Genomic DNA, 15,210 nt, shown 5'->3' on the forward strand with positions numbered 1-15,210 from the left:
GCTCACACGTGTGGGGTCGATGACGCCGGCGTCGGAGTAGTAGCGGATGGCGCTGACGCTCAGCCCGGTCCGTCTGGCCACGTCCCCGATGGGGTACAGCTCGTTGTCGTCCATGCCGCCACTATGGGATCTCAAGCGGCTTGAGGTGCAAGCCGCGAGGCGCTCCCTCCCCGGAAGGTGACAGGCACCGGTGCAGAGGCCCCGCGGCTACCCTCCCCCCTATGTCATCTCGGCGCATGGTCGCAGCGGTGGGGTTGCTGCTGCTCACCACCGGTTGTTCGCTCCTCGGCGGGGACGGCGAGGACGTCCCCGAGGTCAGGCGGGAGCAGACGTTCGCCTCGGGCGCCCCACGGCGGCTCGCCGACGCGGGCCCGGCCCCCGGTGTCATGCGGGAGGTCTGGCGCGTCGCAGGCCTCGGGCAGGGGGCGCAGGCCCGCTACGTCCGGCTGGAGGGAGGCCAGCTCTTCATCGCCGGCGCCGACGGCTTCGACGTCCACGACGCCGGCACCGGCCGCAAGAGGTGGCACTACCGCGAGCCGGGCCGCGAGCTGACCGGGTTCGCCGTCCACGGGGACAACGTGGTCATCGCCTCGCGGTCCGAGCAGGGCAGGCGGCTGACCGGGCTCGCGGCGGGCACCGGCCGGCTGCGGTGGGAGCGCGGCGGTGACGAGGGCACCCCGTTCACCGGCGGGCAGGACCATCGCCTGGCCATGGGCGAGGGCGTCGTACCGCTCCTGGTCGAGGGCGAGCCGTCCTCGGGCGACGAGGAGGAGCAGCCGGACGAGATCGTCGCCGTCGACGCCGCCACGGGCGAGGAACGCTGGCGCCGCCCCCACCACGGGCCCGGTTGCGAGTCCGGCACCCGGTCCGCGGCCACCGACACCGACGGCAGCGTCCTGGTGTTGTCGGAGTCGTGCAGGGACGACCACTACGTGTACGCCTTCGACCCCTCCGACGGCAGGCCGCTCTGGTCGCGCACCGGCACGGCCGACGTCTCCCTCGTGGGGCTCTCCGTACGCGCCGGGGCCACCCTGATCGAGCTCGACAAGCACACGCGCACCCTGGTCGGCCGCGACGACCGCGAGATCGCCAACCTGAACGGCACCGGCGAGTGCTTTCCTCCCTGCTCGCTGCTGCGTGTGGGAGACGAGCTGGGGCTGCGGCACTTCGACGAGTCGCGCAACGTGACCATGTCGCTGATCGACGTGTCCAGCGGCAAGGTGCGCACCCTGACCGCGCCCCACGACCTCGCGTCCGTCACGGCCGGCGGGCGATGGTACGGCGTCAGCTCCAGTCTCGCGGGCTCCCTGCTGCCCGCCAGCCTGAACATCGTCGACACGGCCACGCAGCAGCTCACCACGGTGCCCCTGCCCCTCGGCCTCGGGTCGGCGGCCGGCTCGCCGCGCTGGCTCGGGGCCGCCGGCGGTCACCTGCTGGTGGCCACGTCCGAGGGGGGCGACCTCATCGCCTACGCCTCCGCCCCCGCGCAGGGCCCGCTGGAGCTGGGCGGCGTGCCCAAGGACGACTGGCCGGACGCGTGCGACCTGCTGAAGGACGTACCGGGCAAAACCCTCGCGCGCACGCCCATGGTGGAGGGACCGGTCAAGATCGGCGAGCTGGAGCTCGCCAGGAGCCGGTGCCACGTCGACTACTCCGATGACGGGGACTCCGGGCAGGCCATCGCCGAGGTGGAGTGGGTGGCGGCGAGCCCCGCCGAGGCCGACGGCCTCGTCCACGGCGAGCCGGGCCGCTACGGCGCCGACGAGGTGGAGAAGACGGGGGCGAGCTCCGTCCGCGTGCGCGAGGGCCGCTTCGTCGTCAGGGTGCAGTCCAGGCGGAGCGACGATCTCCAGCCGATCGTCGCCGGGGTGCTCAGGTCGCTGGGCTGAGCATCAGCCAGTACGGCTGACGCTGAACGTCGTCGTCTCGCCGGAGGTCTCCCGGGTGGCGACCCAGCCGTCTCCCGCGCCGGCGTACACGCCGGTGGGAACGGTGTCGAGAGGACCTTTGGCGAGGTCGTAGACGCGGACGTAGCACCTGTCGCGGGAGCAGTCGCCGGGGTGGACGAGCAGCCGGTTCCCCACCGTCGTGGCGCGGATCTCGCCCCAGAACCGCAGCGGCACGCCGTCGTTCCAGCGGGCCCTGCCCGAGGACAGGTCGTAGAGGGTGAGTGTCTTCTTGCCGTCGGCCTCCTCCTGGACCAGCGCCGTCTTCGCGTCGCCGGCCACGATCGTGCCCGGTTTGTCGCCCGTCCACCTGACCCGGCCCTTGCCCAGGTCGAAGACCAGCGGGTGGCCGCGCTCGTCGACGCCGAAGAGGCCGTGGCCGTCGGCCGAGACGTCGGGCAGGCCGGACCTGCACCCGCGGTCCTGCTCGGCGTCGGCCAGCCTGATGCGCTTCTTCCACTTCTTCGCGCCGGTTCTCGCGTTCAGCGCGACCATGTCCAGCCGGCACATCTCCTTGAACGTCTTGACCTGGCCCGACTTGCTGGTCATGATCACGAGCCCGCCGGCGAGGTAGGTGGGCCCTGAGACCCGCTTCTGGCCACGGGGGTAGAGCAGCTCGCCGCCGAAGCGCTCCTTCTCCACCCGTACGCCGAGCCGCCCGCCGGACGCGGCGTCGAGGGTCATGAGCCAGTGTTTGCCCCGGTAGCCCTTCGGCCGGGTGGTCATGGTGAGCACGTCGCCGGACCTGCCGGTCACGGTGGCGACGTGCTCGGCGGAGATCGTCCAGCGGACCCGGCCCGTGCGCGGGTCCCTGGCGCTGAGCCGGCAGTCGTCGTGCCGCTCGGTCTGCTCCCCACGGCAGACCGGGGTGTAGACCATCCCGCCGACCACCGACTCGTACGGCGAGGAGGTGGCCTTCCACAACGTCCTGCCGTTCGCGGGGTCGATGCCCATGACGACCTTGGGCGGCGGCCAGGCGTGTTTCCCGCCCTTGCGATGGACGGCGATCACCACGCCGTCGGCGACCGAGATCTCCGGCTCCTCGCGGAAGGTACGTTTCCAGGCCTGTTTGCCCTGGTCCGTGATCCCGCGCAGTTGTTCGCCGGCGGTCACCATGAACCGGTCGCCCGCGCTGAAGAGCTGCCCATCTCGCCACCGGGTGTCCCCGTCGTCCTCCAGCCCGATCGACCAGGCGGTCTCGGCGGCGGCCGGGCGCGTGGGCGACGGGGACGGAGTGCCGGCGACGATCGTGCGGACGGGCGCGCTGGGCGCGGTCTCCGCGGGCGTGCCGCCGCCGCTGCAGCCGGTCACGACCAGCGCGAGCATCCCGCACGCCAGTTCCCGATGTGGTCGTCGGTGCACGGTGCCTCCCCCGGGAATTTGGCACACCATATCGCCGGGGGCCGGAAAGGAGTCCTGGCAGCTTTCAGGGTGCCGGGCGGGCGTCGCTCACAACCACTGCGGTACGGCCTCGTCACGCGCGCGATAGGAGCTCGGCGGCGCCCCGAGCAGGCGGAGGAACGACCTTCGCATGGTCTCGGCCGTGAGGAAACCGTGGCGGCGCGCGATCGCCTCCAGCGGTTCCCTGCCCTCCTCGATCGCCGCCCGCGCCGCCTCGACCCGCGCACGCTCCACGAACCGTCCGGGGCTCATGCCGACCTCGCGGGAGAAGCGGCGGCTGAAGTGCCGCACGCTCATCGACAGGCGGTCCGCCATGGCGGGCACGGTGAAGTCACCTTCCGGGCGCATCACGATGTCGCCGAGCAGGCTGCGCAGGGCGGGATCACGCGCGAGGCGCGGCAGGCGGGCGACCCCGTCGGGGCGGCCGTCGGGCCGGCGCACCAGCCACTGGGCCACCCGGTGGGAGGCCTCGCCGCCGTGGTCGTCCTCGACGAAGGTGAGTGCGAGGTCCACGGCCGAGACGATCCCCTCGGCGGTCCGTACGCCGCCACTCCTGGTCGGGTGCGGCACCACCTTGACGACCCGGCAGGAACCGCCCGGTGACCGCCCGTTCCGTAGCGGCACGCCGTCGAGCTCCATGGGTCCGTCGCCGATGGCGGCGACCCGCCTGGCCAGCTCCGTCAGGCGCGGCAGGTGAGCGGCCAGGCCGGGATCGGCTCCGCAACCGCCGATCAGCAGCAGCGTGTCGAACCCGTGCCGGATGTCCTCCAGGTCGGCGTCCACGCCCAGCCGCACGCCGCTGGACGTACGGACGTCCGCCCCGCCGGCGGAGGCCAGGCGTACGCGGTAACCGCGGGCCGTCAGCCGTGTCGCCCCCTCGAACACGTCCATGGGCCCTGCCACGTCGAGCGAGCGGACCCCGTCGCCGACCACCACGAGGACCTCCGCCGGACCGGGCACGCCGGCGCTTCCGCATGATCTCATCGAGCCTCCCCCGTTGATGACACCTTCGCGGCAGAAATGAAGCGCTGGAGAAGCTAGCCGGTCCGGTCCTCGAAGCGTCCTCGAACGGTCCTCGTGAAAGGCGTGTAGGCCGCCGCGGTGCGGGCAGCAGCACACAACGGGGACGATCTTCGGTGGGGCAGATCTCAAACCGAACGAACGCCTTCTGTTATGACGTTGAAACTTAGGCTGTGACTAATATCTCAATAGTTTTCGCCCCCTAACGCGCCGATCAAGCGGTATGAGCGCCGGCGCCGACGCACGGGCACGCGTCGGCGCGGATCCTGCGGGCACCACCGAAAGTCGCGTGCTCCCTGGTGAGTTCCGATGATGGCGGAGCCGTCGGCGGCGCTTCCGTCATGCCGCCGACCAGCCAAAACGGGAAAGCCAACTGACGTACCCCGGAACCTGGAGCTCAAACTGTTGGGTGTTTGCTGCCCGGTAATCCGTGTTACCGCTTCGCGTAAATTCGGAGTCCATGTCGTCAGCACACCCACGACCGCAAGCGGATTCTCCGTCCTCCTCGGAGGAACTGGGGCCACCCCGCCTCGAGGACGGCCGGGAGTTGTGGCGCATCACCCGTGATTCCAAGATCCTTGATCTCAATTCCCCCTACAGCTACGTCCTCTGGTGCCGCGACTTCGCGGACACCTCGGTCGTGGCGCGCGGCGAGAACGGCGTGCGCGGCTTCATCACCGGGTTCACCCGCCCGCGGGAGCCGGAGACGCTCTTCGTGTGGCAGGTCGCGGTGGACGAGGAGTGGCGAGGCCGCTCCCTGGCCAGCCGCATGCTCGGTTACCTGGCCGGCACCGGATGCCGGTTCATCGAGGCCACCGTCACGCCGGACAACATCGCCTCGGACCGGTTGTTCACCGCCTTCGCCCGCGAACGAGGGGCGGACCTGGAACGGCGGCCGCTCCTCAGCGAGGACCTGTTCCCCAAGGAACATCAGGCAGAGGTGCTCTATCGAATCGGGCCCCTCGATCAGCAAGCCCCCATAGGAGACAGCTGAAATATGGACGTTTTCGAAAGCACCGAGTCAGAGGTTCGCAGCTACTGCCGGGGATGGCCCGCCACGTTCCGCAAGGCCACGGGCAGCCACCTCTACGACGAGGAGGGGCGTCCGTACCTCGACTTCTTCGCAGGCGCCGGCACCCTCAACTACGGGCACAACAACCCGCACCTGAAGGAGGACCTGCTCCAGTACCTGAACGGCGACAACATCATCCACAGCCTGGACATGTACACCGTCGCCAAACGGGAGTTCCTGGAGACGTTCCGTGACGTGATCCTGAAACCGCGCGGCCTGGACTACCGCGTGCAGTTCCCCGGGCCGGGCGGCGCCAACGCCGTCGAGGCGGCGCTGAAGCTGGCCAGGAAGTACACCGGCCGCAACACCATCGTGAGCTTCACCAACGCCTTCCACGGCATGTCGCTCGGGGCGCTCGCGGTGACGGGCAACTCGATGAAGCGCAAGAGCGCGGGCATCCCCCTGCAGACCCTCGTGATGCCGTTCGACAACTACCTCGACGGCCAGACGCCCGACTTCCTGCTGTTCGAGCGGCTGCTCGCCGACAACGGCAGCGGGCTGGACACCCCGGCCGCGGTCATCGTCGAGACCGTGCAGGGAGAGGGCGGCCTCAACGCGGCCAGCCCTGAATGGCTGCGCGGCCTCGCCGAGCTGTGCAAGCAGCACGAGATCCTGCTCATCGTGGACGACATCCAGATGGGATGCGGGCGCACCGGGCCGTTCTTCAGCTTCGAGCAGGCCGGGATCAAGCCCGACATCGTCTGCCTGTCGAAGTCCCTGAGCGGCTACGGGCTCCCGTTCGCCGTCACCCTGCTCAAGCCGGAGCTGGACGTGTGGGAGCCCGGCGAGCACAACGGAACGTTCCGAGGCCCGAACCCGGCCTTCGTCACCGCGACCGCCGCGATGAAGCACTTCTGGGCCGACGAGGGCATGGAGAAGGAGACCATCGCCAAGAGCGAGCAGGTGCAGGAGGCCCTCGAGCAGCTTGCCGCCGAGCACCCCCTGGGTGTGAGCGGCACCAAGGGCCGCGGGCTGGCGCAGGGCATCTCCTTCACCGAGCCCGCGAACGCCTCCGCGGTCTGCGCGGCGGCCTTCGAGCGCAAGCTCCTGCTGGAGACCTCCGGGCCGGAGAGCGAGGTGGTCAAGCTGCTGCCGCCGCTCACCTCGACCCCCGACGAACTCGCCGAAGGTCTGGACATCATCGCCGACTCGGTGAAAGCCGTCCTGGTCTGACATCCACAATCAGCCGAAAGGAGAAAATATGCTCGTTCGCTCGCTGAAAGACATCACCGGGACAGAACGCGATGTGGAGGCGCCGACCTGGCGCAGCAAGCGGCTGGTGCTGGCTCGGGAGAAAGTCGGCTTCTCGCTGCACGAGACCGTTCTGTACGCCGGCACCGAGACCACGATGTGGTACGCGAACCACATCGAAGCCGTCTTCTGCGTCGAGGGCGAAGGCGAACTCACCAACGAGGAGACCGGTGAGAAGCACCGGATCGAACCGGGCACCATGTACCTCCTCGACGGTCACGAGCGTCACACCCTGCGCGCGCACACGGACGTACGCACCGTCTGCGTCTTCAATCCGCCCTGCACCGGCAGGGAAGTGCACGACGAGAACGGCGTCTACCCACTGATCAAGGAGGAAGCATGACCGTTACAGAAGGACTCAAGCCGACCCAGCGCGACCCGTACCCCACCCGGAGCGCCAAGGAGCCCGCCCTGCTGTACCGGCAGGACCCCGTGGTCTACGGAGCACCGGGCGACGGCCCCATCGACGCCGAGACGCTGAACTCCTACGCGGAGAACGGCTTCCTCTCCGTCGACCAGCTGCTCGAGCCCGACGAGGTCGAGCTCTACCGTGGCGAGCTGCGCCGGCTGTCGGAGGATCAGAAGGTCCTTGCCGACGAGCGTACGATCACCGAGCCCGACTCGAACGAGATCCGGTCGATCTTCGAGGTACACAAGATCAGCCAGGTCTTCGCCGACCTGGTGGCCAACCCGCGCGTGGTGGGCCGGGCCCGGCAGATCCTCGGCTCCGACGTGTACGTGCACCAGAGCCGGGTCAACTTCAAGCCCGGGTTCAACGGCAAGGACTTCTACTGGCACTCCGACTTCGAGACCTGGCATGCCGAAGACGGGATGCCCAGGATGCGCGCGGTGAGCATCTCCATCGCGCTGACGGAGAACTTCCTGCACAACGGCGCGCTCATGATCATGCCGGGCTCGCACAAGAGCTTCGTGTCCTGCGTCGGGCAGACCCCGGACGACCACTACAAGGCGTCGCTGAAGCAGCAGGAGATCGGCACCCCCGACCCCGGCAGCCTGTCCGTCCTCGCCGACAAGCACGGCATCGAGGTCTTCACCGGCAAGGCCGGCTCGGCGACCATGTTCGACTGCAACTGCATGCACGGGTCGAACAGCAACATCACGCCGTTCCCGCGCTCGAACATCTTCGTCGTGTTCAACAGCGTCGAGAACACCTGCGTGGAGCCGTACGCGGCCAGTTCGCGCCGGCCGGACTTCATCGCCGCGCGCGACTTCACGCCCGTCGGCTGAGTTCCGCGGACTGAACCGGCCCGAGCAGGACGCCCAGGCCCGGCCCATGTGCCGGCCTGGGCGTCCTGCGTCGAGCGTCAGGTGCCCGACCTGATCGGCACGACGTTGCCGGGTGTGCCCTCGCGCGGCAGCGCGAACCACGTGGCCTTGCCGACGAGGTCCGGATGGGTGATGTAGCGCTGCGGGTGGCAACCGTAGAAGCCGTCGGAGAGCCTCGCGACGATCCGCAGCCCCCTGCCGTGCTCGGCCGACACGTCGTCCGGCGACGGAGCGGGCAACAGCGGGCTGCTGTCCACGACCACCAGCATGATCTCCCTGGCGTCCACGTGAAGTGCGAGTTCGTACGGGCCGTCGCCGTACATGAACGCATTGGTGATCAGTTCGCTCACCATGAGAACGGCGTCGTCGATCAGGTCGTCGGAAAGGTGCAGCGCGGCCAGCTCCTCGCGAATGACCGAACGCGACCGGCCGACCGTACGTACGTCCGCGACCAGCGGCCACGCGTACTGCATCCGGCTCCGGCGAGCTGAGCGCAGCAAGGTCATGGCGTCTCTCTCCGATGGGACCGGGCTGTCGGAACACGTTTCGCTCGACACGAGTGCCTGCCTATGAGTGGACGTACGGCGCCGTCGAAACGTGTACGCAGGAGAAGGCCGTTCGGGTCGAATCTTCGGCGAGAAATCAGCAATCTTTTTCCGCGCGTCCGGAAACGGCCCGCCCGGCACGGGGTACGGACTGTGCCATGAGCAGTCCAGACGAGAACGCACCTAAGACCCGCACCGAACCGCGCCTCGACGCCGCCAAGCGGCCCGCCAGGCGCACGGCGCGGCCTGAGGAGCCCAAGCCCGCCGGCCGGAAGGCACTTGAGCAGGCACTTCTCGAAGCGGGCAAGGAGTTGAAGGACCTCACCTGATCCCGTCGCCTACAACAAGGACCACAGAGAGGCAGGTGTCAGGGGGACGTCCGTGACCCTGCCGGCGATCTCCGGCAGGGCGGCGGCGACCGCGTTGGCGATGGCGGCGGGCGGGCCGATGGTGCCCGACTCGCCCACGCCCTTCATGCCACCGGGTGTGAGCGGCGACGGCGTCTGCGTCATCACGACCTCGATGTCCGGCACCTCGCGCGTGGTCGGCAGCAGATAGTCGGTGACCGGCTGGCCGTCCTCGGAGTAGACGATCTCCTCGGTCAGCGCCATGCCGATGCCCTGCACCACGCCGCCCCTGATCTGCCCCTCCACCAGGGTGGGGTTGACCAGCACGCCGGAATCGTTGACCACCCAGTAGCCTTCCAGCTCGACCTGGCCGGTCTCGGGGTCGACGGCCACCGCCGCGGCGTGCGCGCCGTAGGCGAACGTGTACGCCTTCGGGTCGTAGCTGACCCGCTCCTCGAGCCCGGGGGTGAGGCCGTCCGGCAGGTCCCAGCCGCGCCACGCGGCCGTGGCCACCTCCCGCAGCGTCACCGACGACCGCGGGTCGCCCTTCACGCGCACCGCCTCACCGGCGACCTCCAGGTCGTCCGGCGCCGCCTCCAGCAGGTGGGCCGCGATGGCGACGAGCTTGCCGCGCAGCCGGGCGGCGGCCTGGGTGAGCGCTCCACCGCCGACCGCCAGCGACCGGCTCGCGACCGACCCGATCGACGAGTACGGGGTCGCCGCCGTGTCGCCCAGCACCACCCGCACCCGGTCGATGGGCACACCCATCCGGTCGGCCGCGAGCTGGGCCAGCGCCGTCTCGATGCCCTGCCCGATCGAGACCACGCCCGACGAGACGACGACGGACGCGTCCTGCTCCATGCGCAGGATCGCCGTCTCGTAGCCGCCCGCCTGGATGCCGCTGGCCTTCATCTCCATCGAGGGCCCCATGCCGGTGGTCTCGACGTGGCAGGAGTAGCCGATGCCGCGCCGCCGCCCGTCGTCCTTCTCGACCGGTCTGACGAGGTCGCGCAGCGTCGTCAGGGCCTGCGGGTAGTCGCCGGAGTCGTACGCCTGGTGGACCCGGGACGTGTACGGCAGTTCCTCCGGCCGCACCATGTTGCGCAGCCGCAGCTCGACCGGGTCGGCGCCCAGCCTGCGCGCCGCCTCGTCGATCAGCCGTTCCCTGGTCAGGGTGCCCTCCGGCTGGCCGAAGCCGCGGTAGGAGCCGGTCGGCGTGGTGTTGGTGACGACGCCGCGCACGCGCACGGCGACCCGGTCGAACCGGTACGGGCCCGGCATCGTCGTGGCCGTCACCGCGAACGTCGAGGCGCCCACGTTCGACGGGTGGGCGCCGATGTCGCCGAGCACGTCGACGTACAGGGCCACGAACCGGCCGTCGCCGTCGAGCGCCAGCCGCCCCCGGTGCACGGCCGCCCGCGCGGGCAGCGTGGCGAGCAGCCGGTCGCCCGGCGCCTCCGACCAGCTCACGGGGCGGCCCAGGCGCATCGCGGCCAGGCAGACGATCGCCTCGTCGGGGTAGACGTGCTCCTTGCCGCCGAACCCGCCGCCCGTGTCGCCGCTGACGACCCGTACCCGGTCGTGGGTGAGCCCGAAGGCGTCCGCCAGGTGCTCGCGCACGTGGTGCGGCGCCTGGGAGGAGGTGTGCACGGTCAGCTCGTCGTCGGCGTACGCGGCGACCACGCCGCGCGTTTCGAGCGGGTACGGCGAGACGCGGCCCATCCTGAACGTCATCTCCACGACGTGCTCGGCCTGCTCGACGGCCGTGGCGCAGTCGTCGTCGCCGAGCGTGAAGTCGGTGAACAGGTTGGTGCCCCAGTCGGGGTAGAGCAGGGGGGCCGACTGCTCCAGGGCGCGTTCGATGCCGGCCGTCGCGGGCAGTTCGTCCAGTTCCAGGTCGACGAGGTCGGCGGCGTCCCTGGCTGCTTCGGGGGTGCGGGCGACGACGACGGCGAGGGGTTGTCCCGCGTACCTGATCGTGTCGTCCAGCGCCCGGTAGGACAGCAGGCGCTGGCCGGGCGACAGGCTCACGCAGGGCAGGCGCAGGTCGGGGGCGTCGGCGGGGGTGATGACGTCGAGCACGTCGTCGGCGGCCCAGGCGCCCTTGGCGTCGCAGCCGAGCAGCCTGCCGTGGGCGATGGGGCTGCGGATGACGTGGGCGTGGACCATGCCGGGCAGACGGACCGCGCCGACGTATTTTCCTTTTCCGGTGAGCAGCCTGGCGTCTTCCCGTCGCGGCGTGCTGGCGCCGACATACGCGTCTCCCATGCCCCGATTGTGAGCGCCGCCCACGGAACGGTCTATAGCATCCGCGGGAAGGAGCACGTCAGCGGGGGTACAGATGCAAACGTTCCTGCCTTATCCGGATTTTGCCGCATCCGCGGCGGTCCTCGACCCGCTCCGGCTCGGCAAGCAGCGGGTGGAGGCGCTGCAGGTCCTGCGCGCCCTCACCGTCCCCGGTTACGGCTGGCGCCACCACCCCGTCGTCAAGATGTGGGCCGGATACGAGGAGGCGCTCGTCAGGTACGGCCTGGAGGTGTGCGCACGCTGGTGCTCCCTCGGACGGGCCGACACCTGCGCGGCCACCATCACGAGCGACCTCGCCAGGGCGCGCGGCCTGACCATGGTGCGCGGGCAGGACGAGCTCGCCACGGCCGGCGAGCTGCCGCCCTGGCTGGGCGAGCCGTCGCTGCACCTCAGCCACCGCTCCGCGCTGCTGCGCAAGGACCCGGGCTTCTACCGGCCCGTCTTCGGCGACGAGCCCGACGACCTCGACTACGTCTGGCCGCGCTCGGACCGGCTGCCGCCCTGACCTCCGGCTGGAACGCCCGCCAGGTCCTCCGTCGCCCGCGCCACGGATGGCGGTCGCGCGCGCTACGCGTGGCGGTCGCACGCGCTACGACCCGCGGAGGAGGATCGGCCCGGCTACTTCGCCGGTGGTAGCCCGGATATGCGACCCGGTGCCGACGTACTCGCCGCGGTGACGCCCTACTGTGCAGGAATGAGCTGTGTGCCCCGATGGCGCCCCCTCGCCATGGACGGCGCGCTCGCCGTGACCGTGGCCGCCATCCTGACCCCCACCGCGCTCGTCGCGCCCGGCGCGGGAGCGCTCGGACTGGCCGCGGTCCTCGCCGGCTCTCTCGCGCTGGTCGCCTGGCGCCGGGCTCCGCTGGTCGCGCTGCCCGTGACCACGGTGTGCATGCTCCTCTTCTCCCAGTACGCCGCCCCGGGCCCGTCCGCCGCCTTCCCCGTGCTCGTGTCGGTGTTCGGCGCGGTCAGGGCCGGCCACCGGCTGCTCGCGGCGCTGGCCGGAGCCGTCTACCTGGGCGTCGGCCTCGCGGCGGACCTGTCCTCCGCCGCCCCGCAGGACACCCAGGCCATCACCCAGAGCACGACGATGCTGCTCGGCTGGTTCCTGGCCGCCGGGGTGTCGGCGACCGTGGCCAGGCACCGGCACGCGTACCTGGAGCAGGTCGAGCAGCGCGCCGCCGAAGCCGAGCGCACCCGGGAGGAGGCCGCGCTGCGCCGCGCCGGCGAGGAGCGGCTGCGCATCGCCAGGGAGCTGCACGACTCGCTCACCCACAGCATCTCGATCATCAAGGTGCAGGCGGGCGTCGCCATCCACCTGGCGCGCAAACGCGGCGAGGAGGTGCCCGCGGCGCTGCTCACCATCCAGGAGGCCGGCGGCGACGCCATGCGCGAGCTGCGCGCCACGCTGGAGGTGCTGCGCGACGCCGGCGACCAGCCCGCCGCCAGCGGCCTCGACCGGATCGGCGACCTGGTGGAGCGGGCCCGCTCGACCGGCCTGCCCACCACGGTGACGATCTCCGGCGAGCGGCACGAGCTGCCCGAAGAGGTCGACAGGGCGGCGTACCGGATCGTGCAGGAGGCTCTGACGAACGTCTCGCGGCACGCGGGCGGGGCCGGGGCGGCGGTGCGCATCCACTACGGTGCCGCGGAGCTGGTCGTGCAGGTGGACGACGACGGCACGGGCGGCCCCGGCGCGCCTCCCGCGCCCGGCGTGGGCCTGCGCGGCATGCGCGAGCGCGTCGCGGTGCTCGGCGGCCGGCTGCGGGCAGAGCCGCGCCCGGAGGGCGGATTCACCGTACGCGCAGAACTACCGCTGGGGGAACCATCGTGATCCGCGTGCTGCTCGTGGACGACCAGGCGCTCATCAGGGCCGGTTTCCGCGCCCTGCTGGAGGCCGAGGACGACATCGAGGTGGTGGCCGAGGCCGCCGACGGCGCGCAGGCCGTCGCCCTGACTCTGGAGCACCGGCCGGACGTGGCGCTCGTCGACATCCAGATGCCCGTCATGGACGGCATCGAGGCGACCAGGCGGATCGCCTCCGACGAGCGGCTGGGCGAGGTCCACGTCGTGATCCTCACCAACTACGGCCTCGACGAGTACGTCTTCAACGCCCTGCGCGCGGGCGCCGGCGGATTCCTGGTCAAGGACACCGAACCCGCCGACCTGCTGCAGGGCGTCAGGGTGGCGGCCCGCGGCGACGCCCTGCTCTCCCCCGCGATCACCCGCCGGCTGATCGGCGAGTACGTCGCCCGCAGCCCCGAGCCGGGCCCGCGGGGGCTCGAAGCGCTCACCAACCGCGAACGCGAGGTGACCACCCTGGTGGCCCGCGGCCTGTCCAACGACGAGATCGCCGCCCACATGGTGATCAGCCCGGCCACCGCCAAGACGCACGTCAGCAGGGCGATGACCAAGCTGCGCGCCCGCGATCGCGCCCAGCTCGTCGTGTTCGCCTACGAGTCGGGGCTGGTGGCGCCGCGCAGGAACGTTCCCGACTAGACCCCGGAGCGTGTTCGCCTGAGTACACTCAGGCACGTCCAACCGGTCGAGAGCCATGGGCGGCGGCCCTCGGCCCCGTCCCTCTGGAGTCACGTGAGCGATGTGCCGCCCTCCCAGCGGGGCAAACGGTCGCACCGCCGGCGTCGCCGGCCCTGGCTGCGCTGGGCGCTGGCCGTCACCGTGGCCGTCGTCCTGCTGGTCGGCGGGCTGGTCGTGGGCGTCTGGGCCAAGCTGACGGGCAACGTCAAGCACGTCGACGTGACCGCCGACGATCTCGGCGCCGCCCGGCCGGCCAGGATGTCGGGCACCGCGCTCAACATCCTGGTCGTCGGCTCCGACCGGCGCGACGGCGCCAACGCGAAATACGGGCGCCTGGCGGGCGAGCGCACCGACACCATCATGCTGGTGCACCTGTCGTCCCGGCGCGACCACGCGATGGTCGTCAGCTTCCCGCGCGACTCGCTCGTGCAGTTGCCCGCCTGCCGGGCGACCGGCGACCTGCCGGGGCAGCGGCCCCACCTCGGCATGATCAACGAGTCGTTCAACTCCGGCGGCATCGGCTGCGCCTGGAAGACGATCGAGACACTCACCCGCGTCCACATCGACCACTTCGTCAAGATCGACTTCTCCGGCTTCAAGAGCCTGGTCGACGCCGTCGGCGGCGTCGAGGTCTGCCTGCCCGAACCGGTGCACGACAAGAAGGCCCTCCTGCGCCTGCCTGCCGGCCGGCAGACGCTCGACGGCGAGCAGGCGCTCGGCTACGTACGCGCCCGCTACAGCATGGGCGACGGCTCCGACATCGGGCGGATCCAGCGGCAGCAGATGTTCGTCGCCTCGATGGTCAAGAAGGTGATGAGCGGCGAGACGCTGACCGACCCGGCCAGGTTGTGGGCCGTCCTCGACGCCGGCACCAAGGCGGTGACGACCGACCCCGGCCTGACGCCGTCCGTCATGAAGGAACTCGCGCTCAGCCTGCGCGGGCTGGACGCCGGGCGCATCCGTTTCGTCACCACCCCGTGGCACTACTCCCTCACCCAGCCCGGCCGGGTCGAGTGGGTGCAGCCGCAGGCCGACAGGTTGTTCCAGGTCGTGGCGAAGGACGAAAAAATCGAGGGCGTCAAGGGGGGCCAGGCCAAGGTGGCCCGGTCGAAGGTGCAGGTGGAGCTCCGCAACGGCACCTGGCGCAGCGGGCTGGCCAAGGAGGTGGCCGCCGCCCTTGAGCAGCGCGGCTACCACATCTCCAAGATCGGCGACACGGGGCGAAAGCCGCAGGCGAAGACCACGATCCTCTACGGCCCGAACGGCGAGACCCGCGTACCGACCCTCTCCCGCGACCTCGTGACAGCCGCCCCCAAGCACGTGCCGGCGGCCAGGACCAACCGGCTGGTGCTGGTGATCGGCGACGACTGGAAGGGCGTGAAGCCCCTGCGCGGCGACGACCACGAGAGCATCAAGGGCTTCGACGCCACCCACGACTCCTGCGCCGCCTGACCCCCGCACCCGGCGCGGAGGGCGCGGGCGGCGCGGGAGGGGAG

General features: G+C 70.9%; 15 protein-coding genes. 10 read left to right on the forward strand and 5 right to left on the reverse strand.

Annotation, left to right across the window (positions count from 1 at the left end):
• Nucleotides 1-114: MerR family transcriptional regulator (locus E1295_RS42365; RefSeq protein WP_132640058.1), on the reverse strand; the 114-nt coding region annotated here is incomplete at its 3' end.
• A 107-nt stretch (nucleotides 115-221) separates the two neighbouring features.
• Between E1295_RS42365 and E1295_RS42370 the strand changes: the two genes are divergently transcribed.
• The gene (locus tag E1295_RS42370) at nucleotides 222-1,889 is read left to right on the forward strand and encodes an outer membrane protein assembly factor BamB family protein (protein WP_132640060.1); all 1,668 of its coding nucleotides are present in this window, start codon (nucleotides 222-224) and stop codon (nucleotides 1,887-1,889) included.
• Between the two features lie 3 nt (nucleotides 1,890-1,892).
• Here E1295_RS42370 and E1295_RS42375 read toward each other — a convergent pair whose 3' ends face one another.
• Together E1295_RS42375 and E1295_RS42380 are read right to left on the reverse strand one after the other, a co-directional pair.
• Nucleotides 1,893-3,308: an outer membrane protein assembly factor BamB family protein gene (locus E1295_RS42375; RefSeq protein WP_132640062.1), complete on the reverse strand. Its 1,416-nt coding sequence runs from the start codon at nucleotides 3,306-3,308 to the stop codon at nucleotides 1,893-1,895.
• An 87-nt stretch (nucleotides 3,309-3,395) separates the two neighbouring features.
• Nucleotides 3,396-4,331 (reverse strand): GlxA family transcriptional regulator, encoded by a 936-nt coding sequence (locus tag E1295_RS42380; protein WP_132640064.1) that lies wholly within the window; start codon nucleotides 4,329-4,331, stop codon nucleotides 3,396-3,398.
• Between the two features lie 496 nt (nucleotides 4,332-4,827).
• On the opposite strand from E1295_RS42380, the gene ectA reads away from it, so the two are divergent.
• Genes ectA through thpD form a run of 4 tightly spaced genes read left to right on the forward strand, consistent with a single transcriptional unit; the run spans nucleotide 4,828 to nucleotide 7,938 of the window.
• Nucleotides 4,828-5,361, forward strand: a complete 534-nt coding sequence (gene ectA / locus E1295_RS42385; RefSeq protein ID WP_132640066.1) for a diaminobutyrate acetyltransferase — start codon at nucleotides 4,828-4,830, stop codon at nucleotides 5,359-5,361.
• A 3-nt stretch (nucleotides 5,362-5,364) separates the two neighbouring features.
• On the forward strand, nucleotides 5,365-6,612 hold the full coding sequence (gene ectB / locus E1295_RS42390; RefSeq protein WP_132640068.1) for a diaminobutyrate--2-oxoglutarate transaminase: 1,248 nt from the start codon (nucleotides 5,365-5,367) through the stop codon (nucleotides 6,610-6,612).
• Nucleotides 6,613-6,640: 28 nt separating this feature from the next.
• The gene (locus E1295_RS42395; protein WP_132640070.1) at nucleotides 6,641-7,033 is read left to right on the forward strand and encodes an ectoine synthase; all 393 of its coding nucleotides are present in this window, start codon (nucleotides 6,641-6,643) and stop codon (nucleotides 7,031-7,033) included.
• Nucleotides 7,030-7,938: an ectoine hydroxylase gene (gene thpD, locus E1295_RS42400; RefSeq protein WP_132640072.1), complete on the forward strand. Its 909-nt coding sequence runs from the start codon at nucleotides 7,030-7,032 to the stop codon at nucleotides 7,936-7,938. Before E1295_RS42395 ends, thpD begins: the two co-directional genes overlap by 4 nt.
• A 77-nt stretch (nucleotides 7,939-8,015) precedes the next feature.
• On the opposite strand, the gene E1295_RS42405 is transcribed toward thpD, so the two are convergent.
• Nucleotides 8,016-8,483, reverse strand: coding sequence for an ATP-binding protein (locus E1295_RS42405; RefSeq protein WP_132640074.1), 468 nt, complete (start codon nucleotides 8,481-8,483; stop codon nucleotides 8,016-8,018).
• 197 nt (nucleotides 8,484-8,680) lie between these two features.
• Here E1295_RS42405 and E1295_RS49435 point away from each other — a divergent pair, with 197 nt between their 5' ends.
• Nucleotides 8,681-8,851, forward strand: a complete 171-nt coding sequence (locus E1295_RS49435; protein WP_166427683.1) for a hypothetical protein — start codon at nucleotides 8,681-8,683, stop codon at nucleotides 8,849-8,851.
• A gap of 9 nt (nucleotides 8,852-8,860) precedes the next feature.
• Here the strand turns inward: E1295_RS49435 and E1295_RS42410 are convergent, their stop codons facing one another.
• Nucleotides 8,861-11,137, reverse strand: coding sequence for a xanthine dehydrogenase family protein molybdopterin-binding subunit (locus E1295_RS42410; protein ID WP_132640076.1), 2,277 nt, complete (start codon nucleotides 11,135-11,137; stop codon nucleotides 8,861-8,863).
• A gap of 73 nt (nucleotides 11,138-11,210) precedes the next feature.
• On the opposite strand from E1295_RS42410, the gene E1295_RS42415 reads away from it, so the two are divergent.
• The 4 genes from E1295_RS42415 to E1295_RS42430 all read left to right on the forward strand — a co-directional run bounded on the left by E1295_RS42415 (nucleotide 11,211) and on the right by E1295_RS42430 (nucleotide 15,166).
• Nucleotides 11,211-11,681, forward strand: coding sequence for an MSMEG_6728 family protein (locus E1295_RS42415; protein ID WP_132640078.1), 471 nt, complete (start codon nucleotides 11,211-11,213; stop codon nucleotides 11,679-11,681).
• Nucleotides 11,682-11,870: 189 nt separating this feature from the next.
• On the forward strand, nucleotides 11,871-13,010 hold the full coding sequence (locus tag E1295_RS42420; RefSeq protein ID WP_132640080.1) for a sensor histidine kinase: 1,140 nt from the start codon (nucleotides 11,871-11,873) through the stop codon (nucleotides 13,008-13,010).
• Nucleotides 13,007-13,675, forward strand: coding sequence for a response regulator (locus E1295_RS42425; RefSeq protein ID WP_132640082.1), 669 nt, complete (start codon nucleotides 13,007-13,009; stop codon nucleotides 13,673-13,675). The genes E1295_RS42420 and E1295_RS42425 overlap by 4 nt, the downstream gene beginning before the upstream one ends.
• Before the next feature lie 93 nt (nucleotides 13,676-13,768).
• Entirely contained in the window at nucleotides 13,769-15,166 is a 1,398-nt protein-coding gene (locus E1295_RS42430; RefSeq protein WP_132640084.1) for an LCP family protein, read from the forward strand.
• Nucleotides 15,167-15,210 lie beyond the last annotated feature (44 nt).

This window comes from Nonomuraea mesophila (assembly GCF_004352805.1).
GTDB classification, from domain to species: Bacteria; Actinomycetota; Actinomycetes; order Streptosporangiales; family Streptosporangiaceae; genus Nonomuraea; species Nonomuraea longispora.

Bases quoted from the DNA above. Each gene is read 5' to 3' on its own strand.
- E1295_RS42370 (WP_132640060.1), top strand. From the start codon at position 222: ATGTCATCTCGGCGCATGGTCGCAGCGGTGGGGTTGCTGCTGCTCACC.
- E1295_RS42380 (WP_132640064.1), bottom strand. From the start codon at position 4,331: ATGAGATCATGCGGAAGCGCCGGCGTGCCCGGTCCGGCGGAGGTCCTC.
- ectA (WP_132640066.1), top strand. From the start codon at position 4,828: ATGTCGTCAGCACACCCACGACCGCAAGCGGATTCTCCGTCCTCCTCG.
- ectB (WP_132640068.1), top strand. From the start codon at position 5,365: ATGGACGTTTTCGAAAGCACCGAGTCAGAGGTTCGCAGCTACTGCCGG.
- E1295_RS42395 (WP_132640070.1), top strand. From the start codon at position 6,641: ATGCTCGTTCGCTCGCTGAAAGACATCACCGGGACAGAACGCGATGTG.
- thpD (WP_132640072.1), top strand. From the start codon at position 7,030: ATGACCGTTACAGAAGGACTCAAGCCGACCCAGCGCGACCCGTACCCC.
- E1295_RS42405 (WP_132640074.1), bottom strand. From the start codon at position 8,483: ATGACCTTGCTGCGCTCAGCTCGCCGGAGCCGGATGCAGTACGCGTGG.
- E1295_RS49435 (WP_166427683.1), top strand. From the start codon at position 8,681: ATGAGCAGTCCAGACGAGAACGCACCTAAGACCCGCACCGAACCGCGC.
- E1295_RS42410 (WP_132640076.1), bottom strand. From the start codon at position 11,137: ATGGGAGACGCGTATGTCGGCGCCAGCACGCCGCGACGGGAAGACGCC.
- E1295_RS42415 (WP_132640078.1), top strand. From the start codon at position 11,211: ATGCAAACGTTCCTGCCTTATCCGGATTTTGCCGCATCCGCGGCGGTC.
- E1295_RS42420 (WP_132640080.1), top strand. From the start codon at position 11,871: ATGAGCTGTGTGCCCCGATGGCGCCCCCTCGCCATGGACGGCGCGCTC.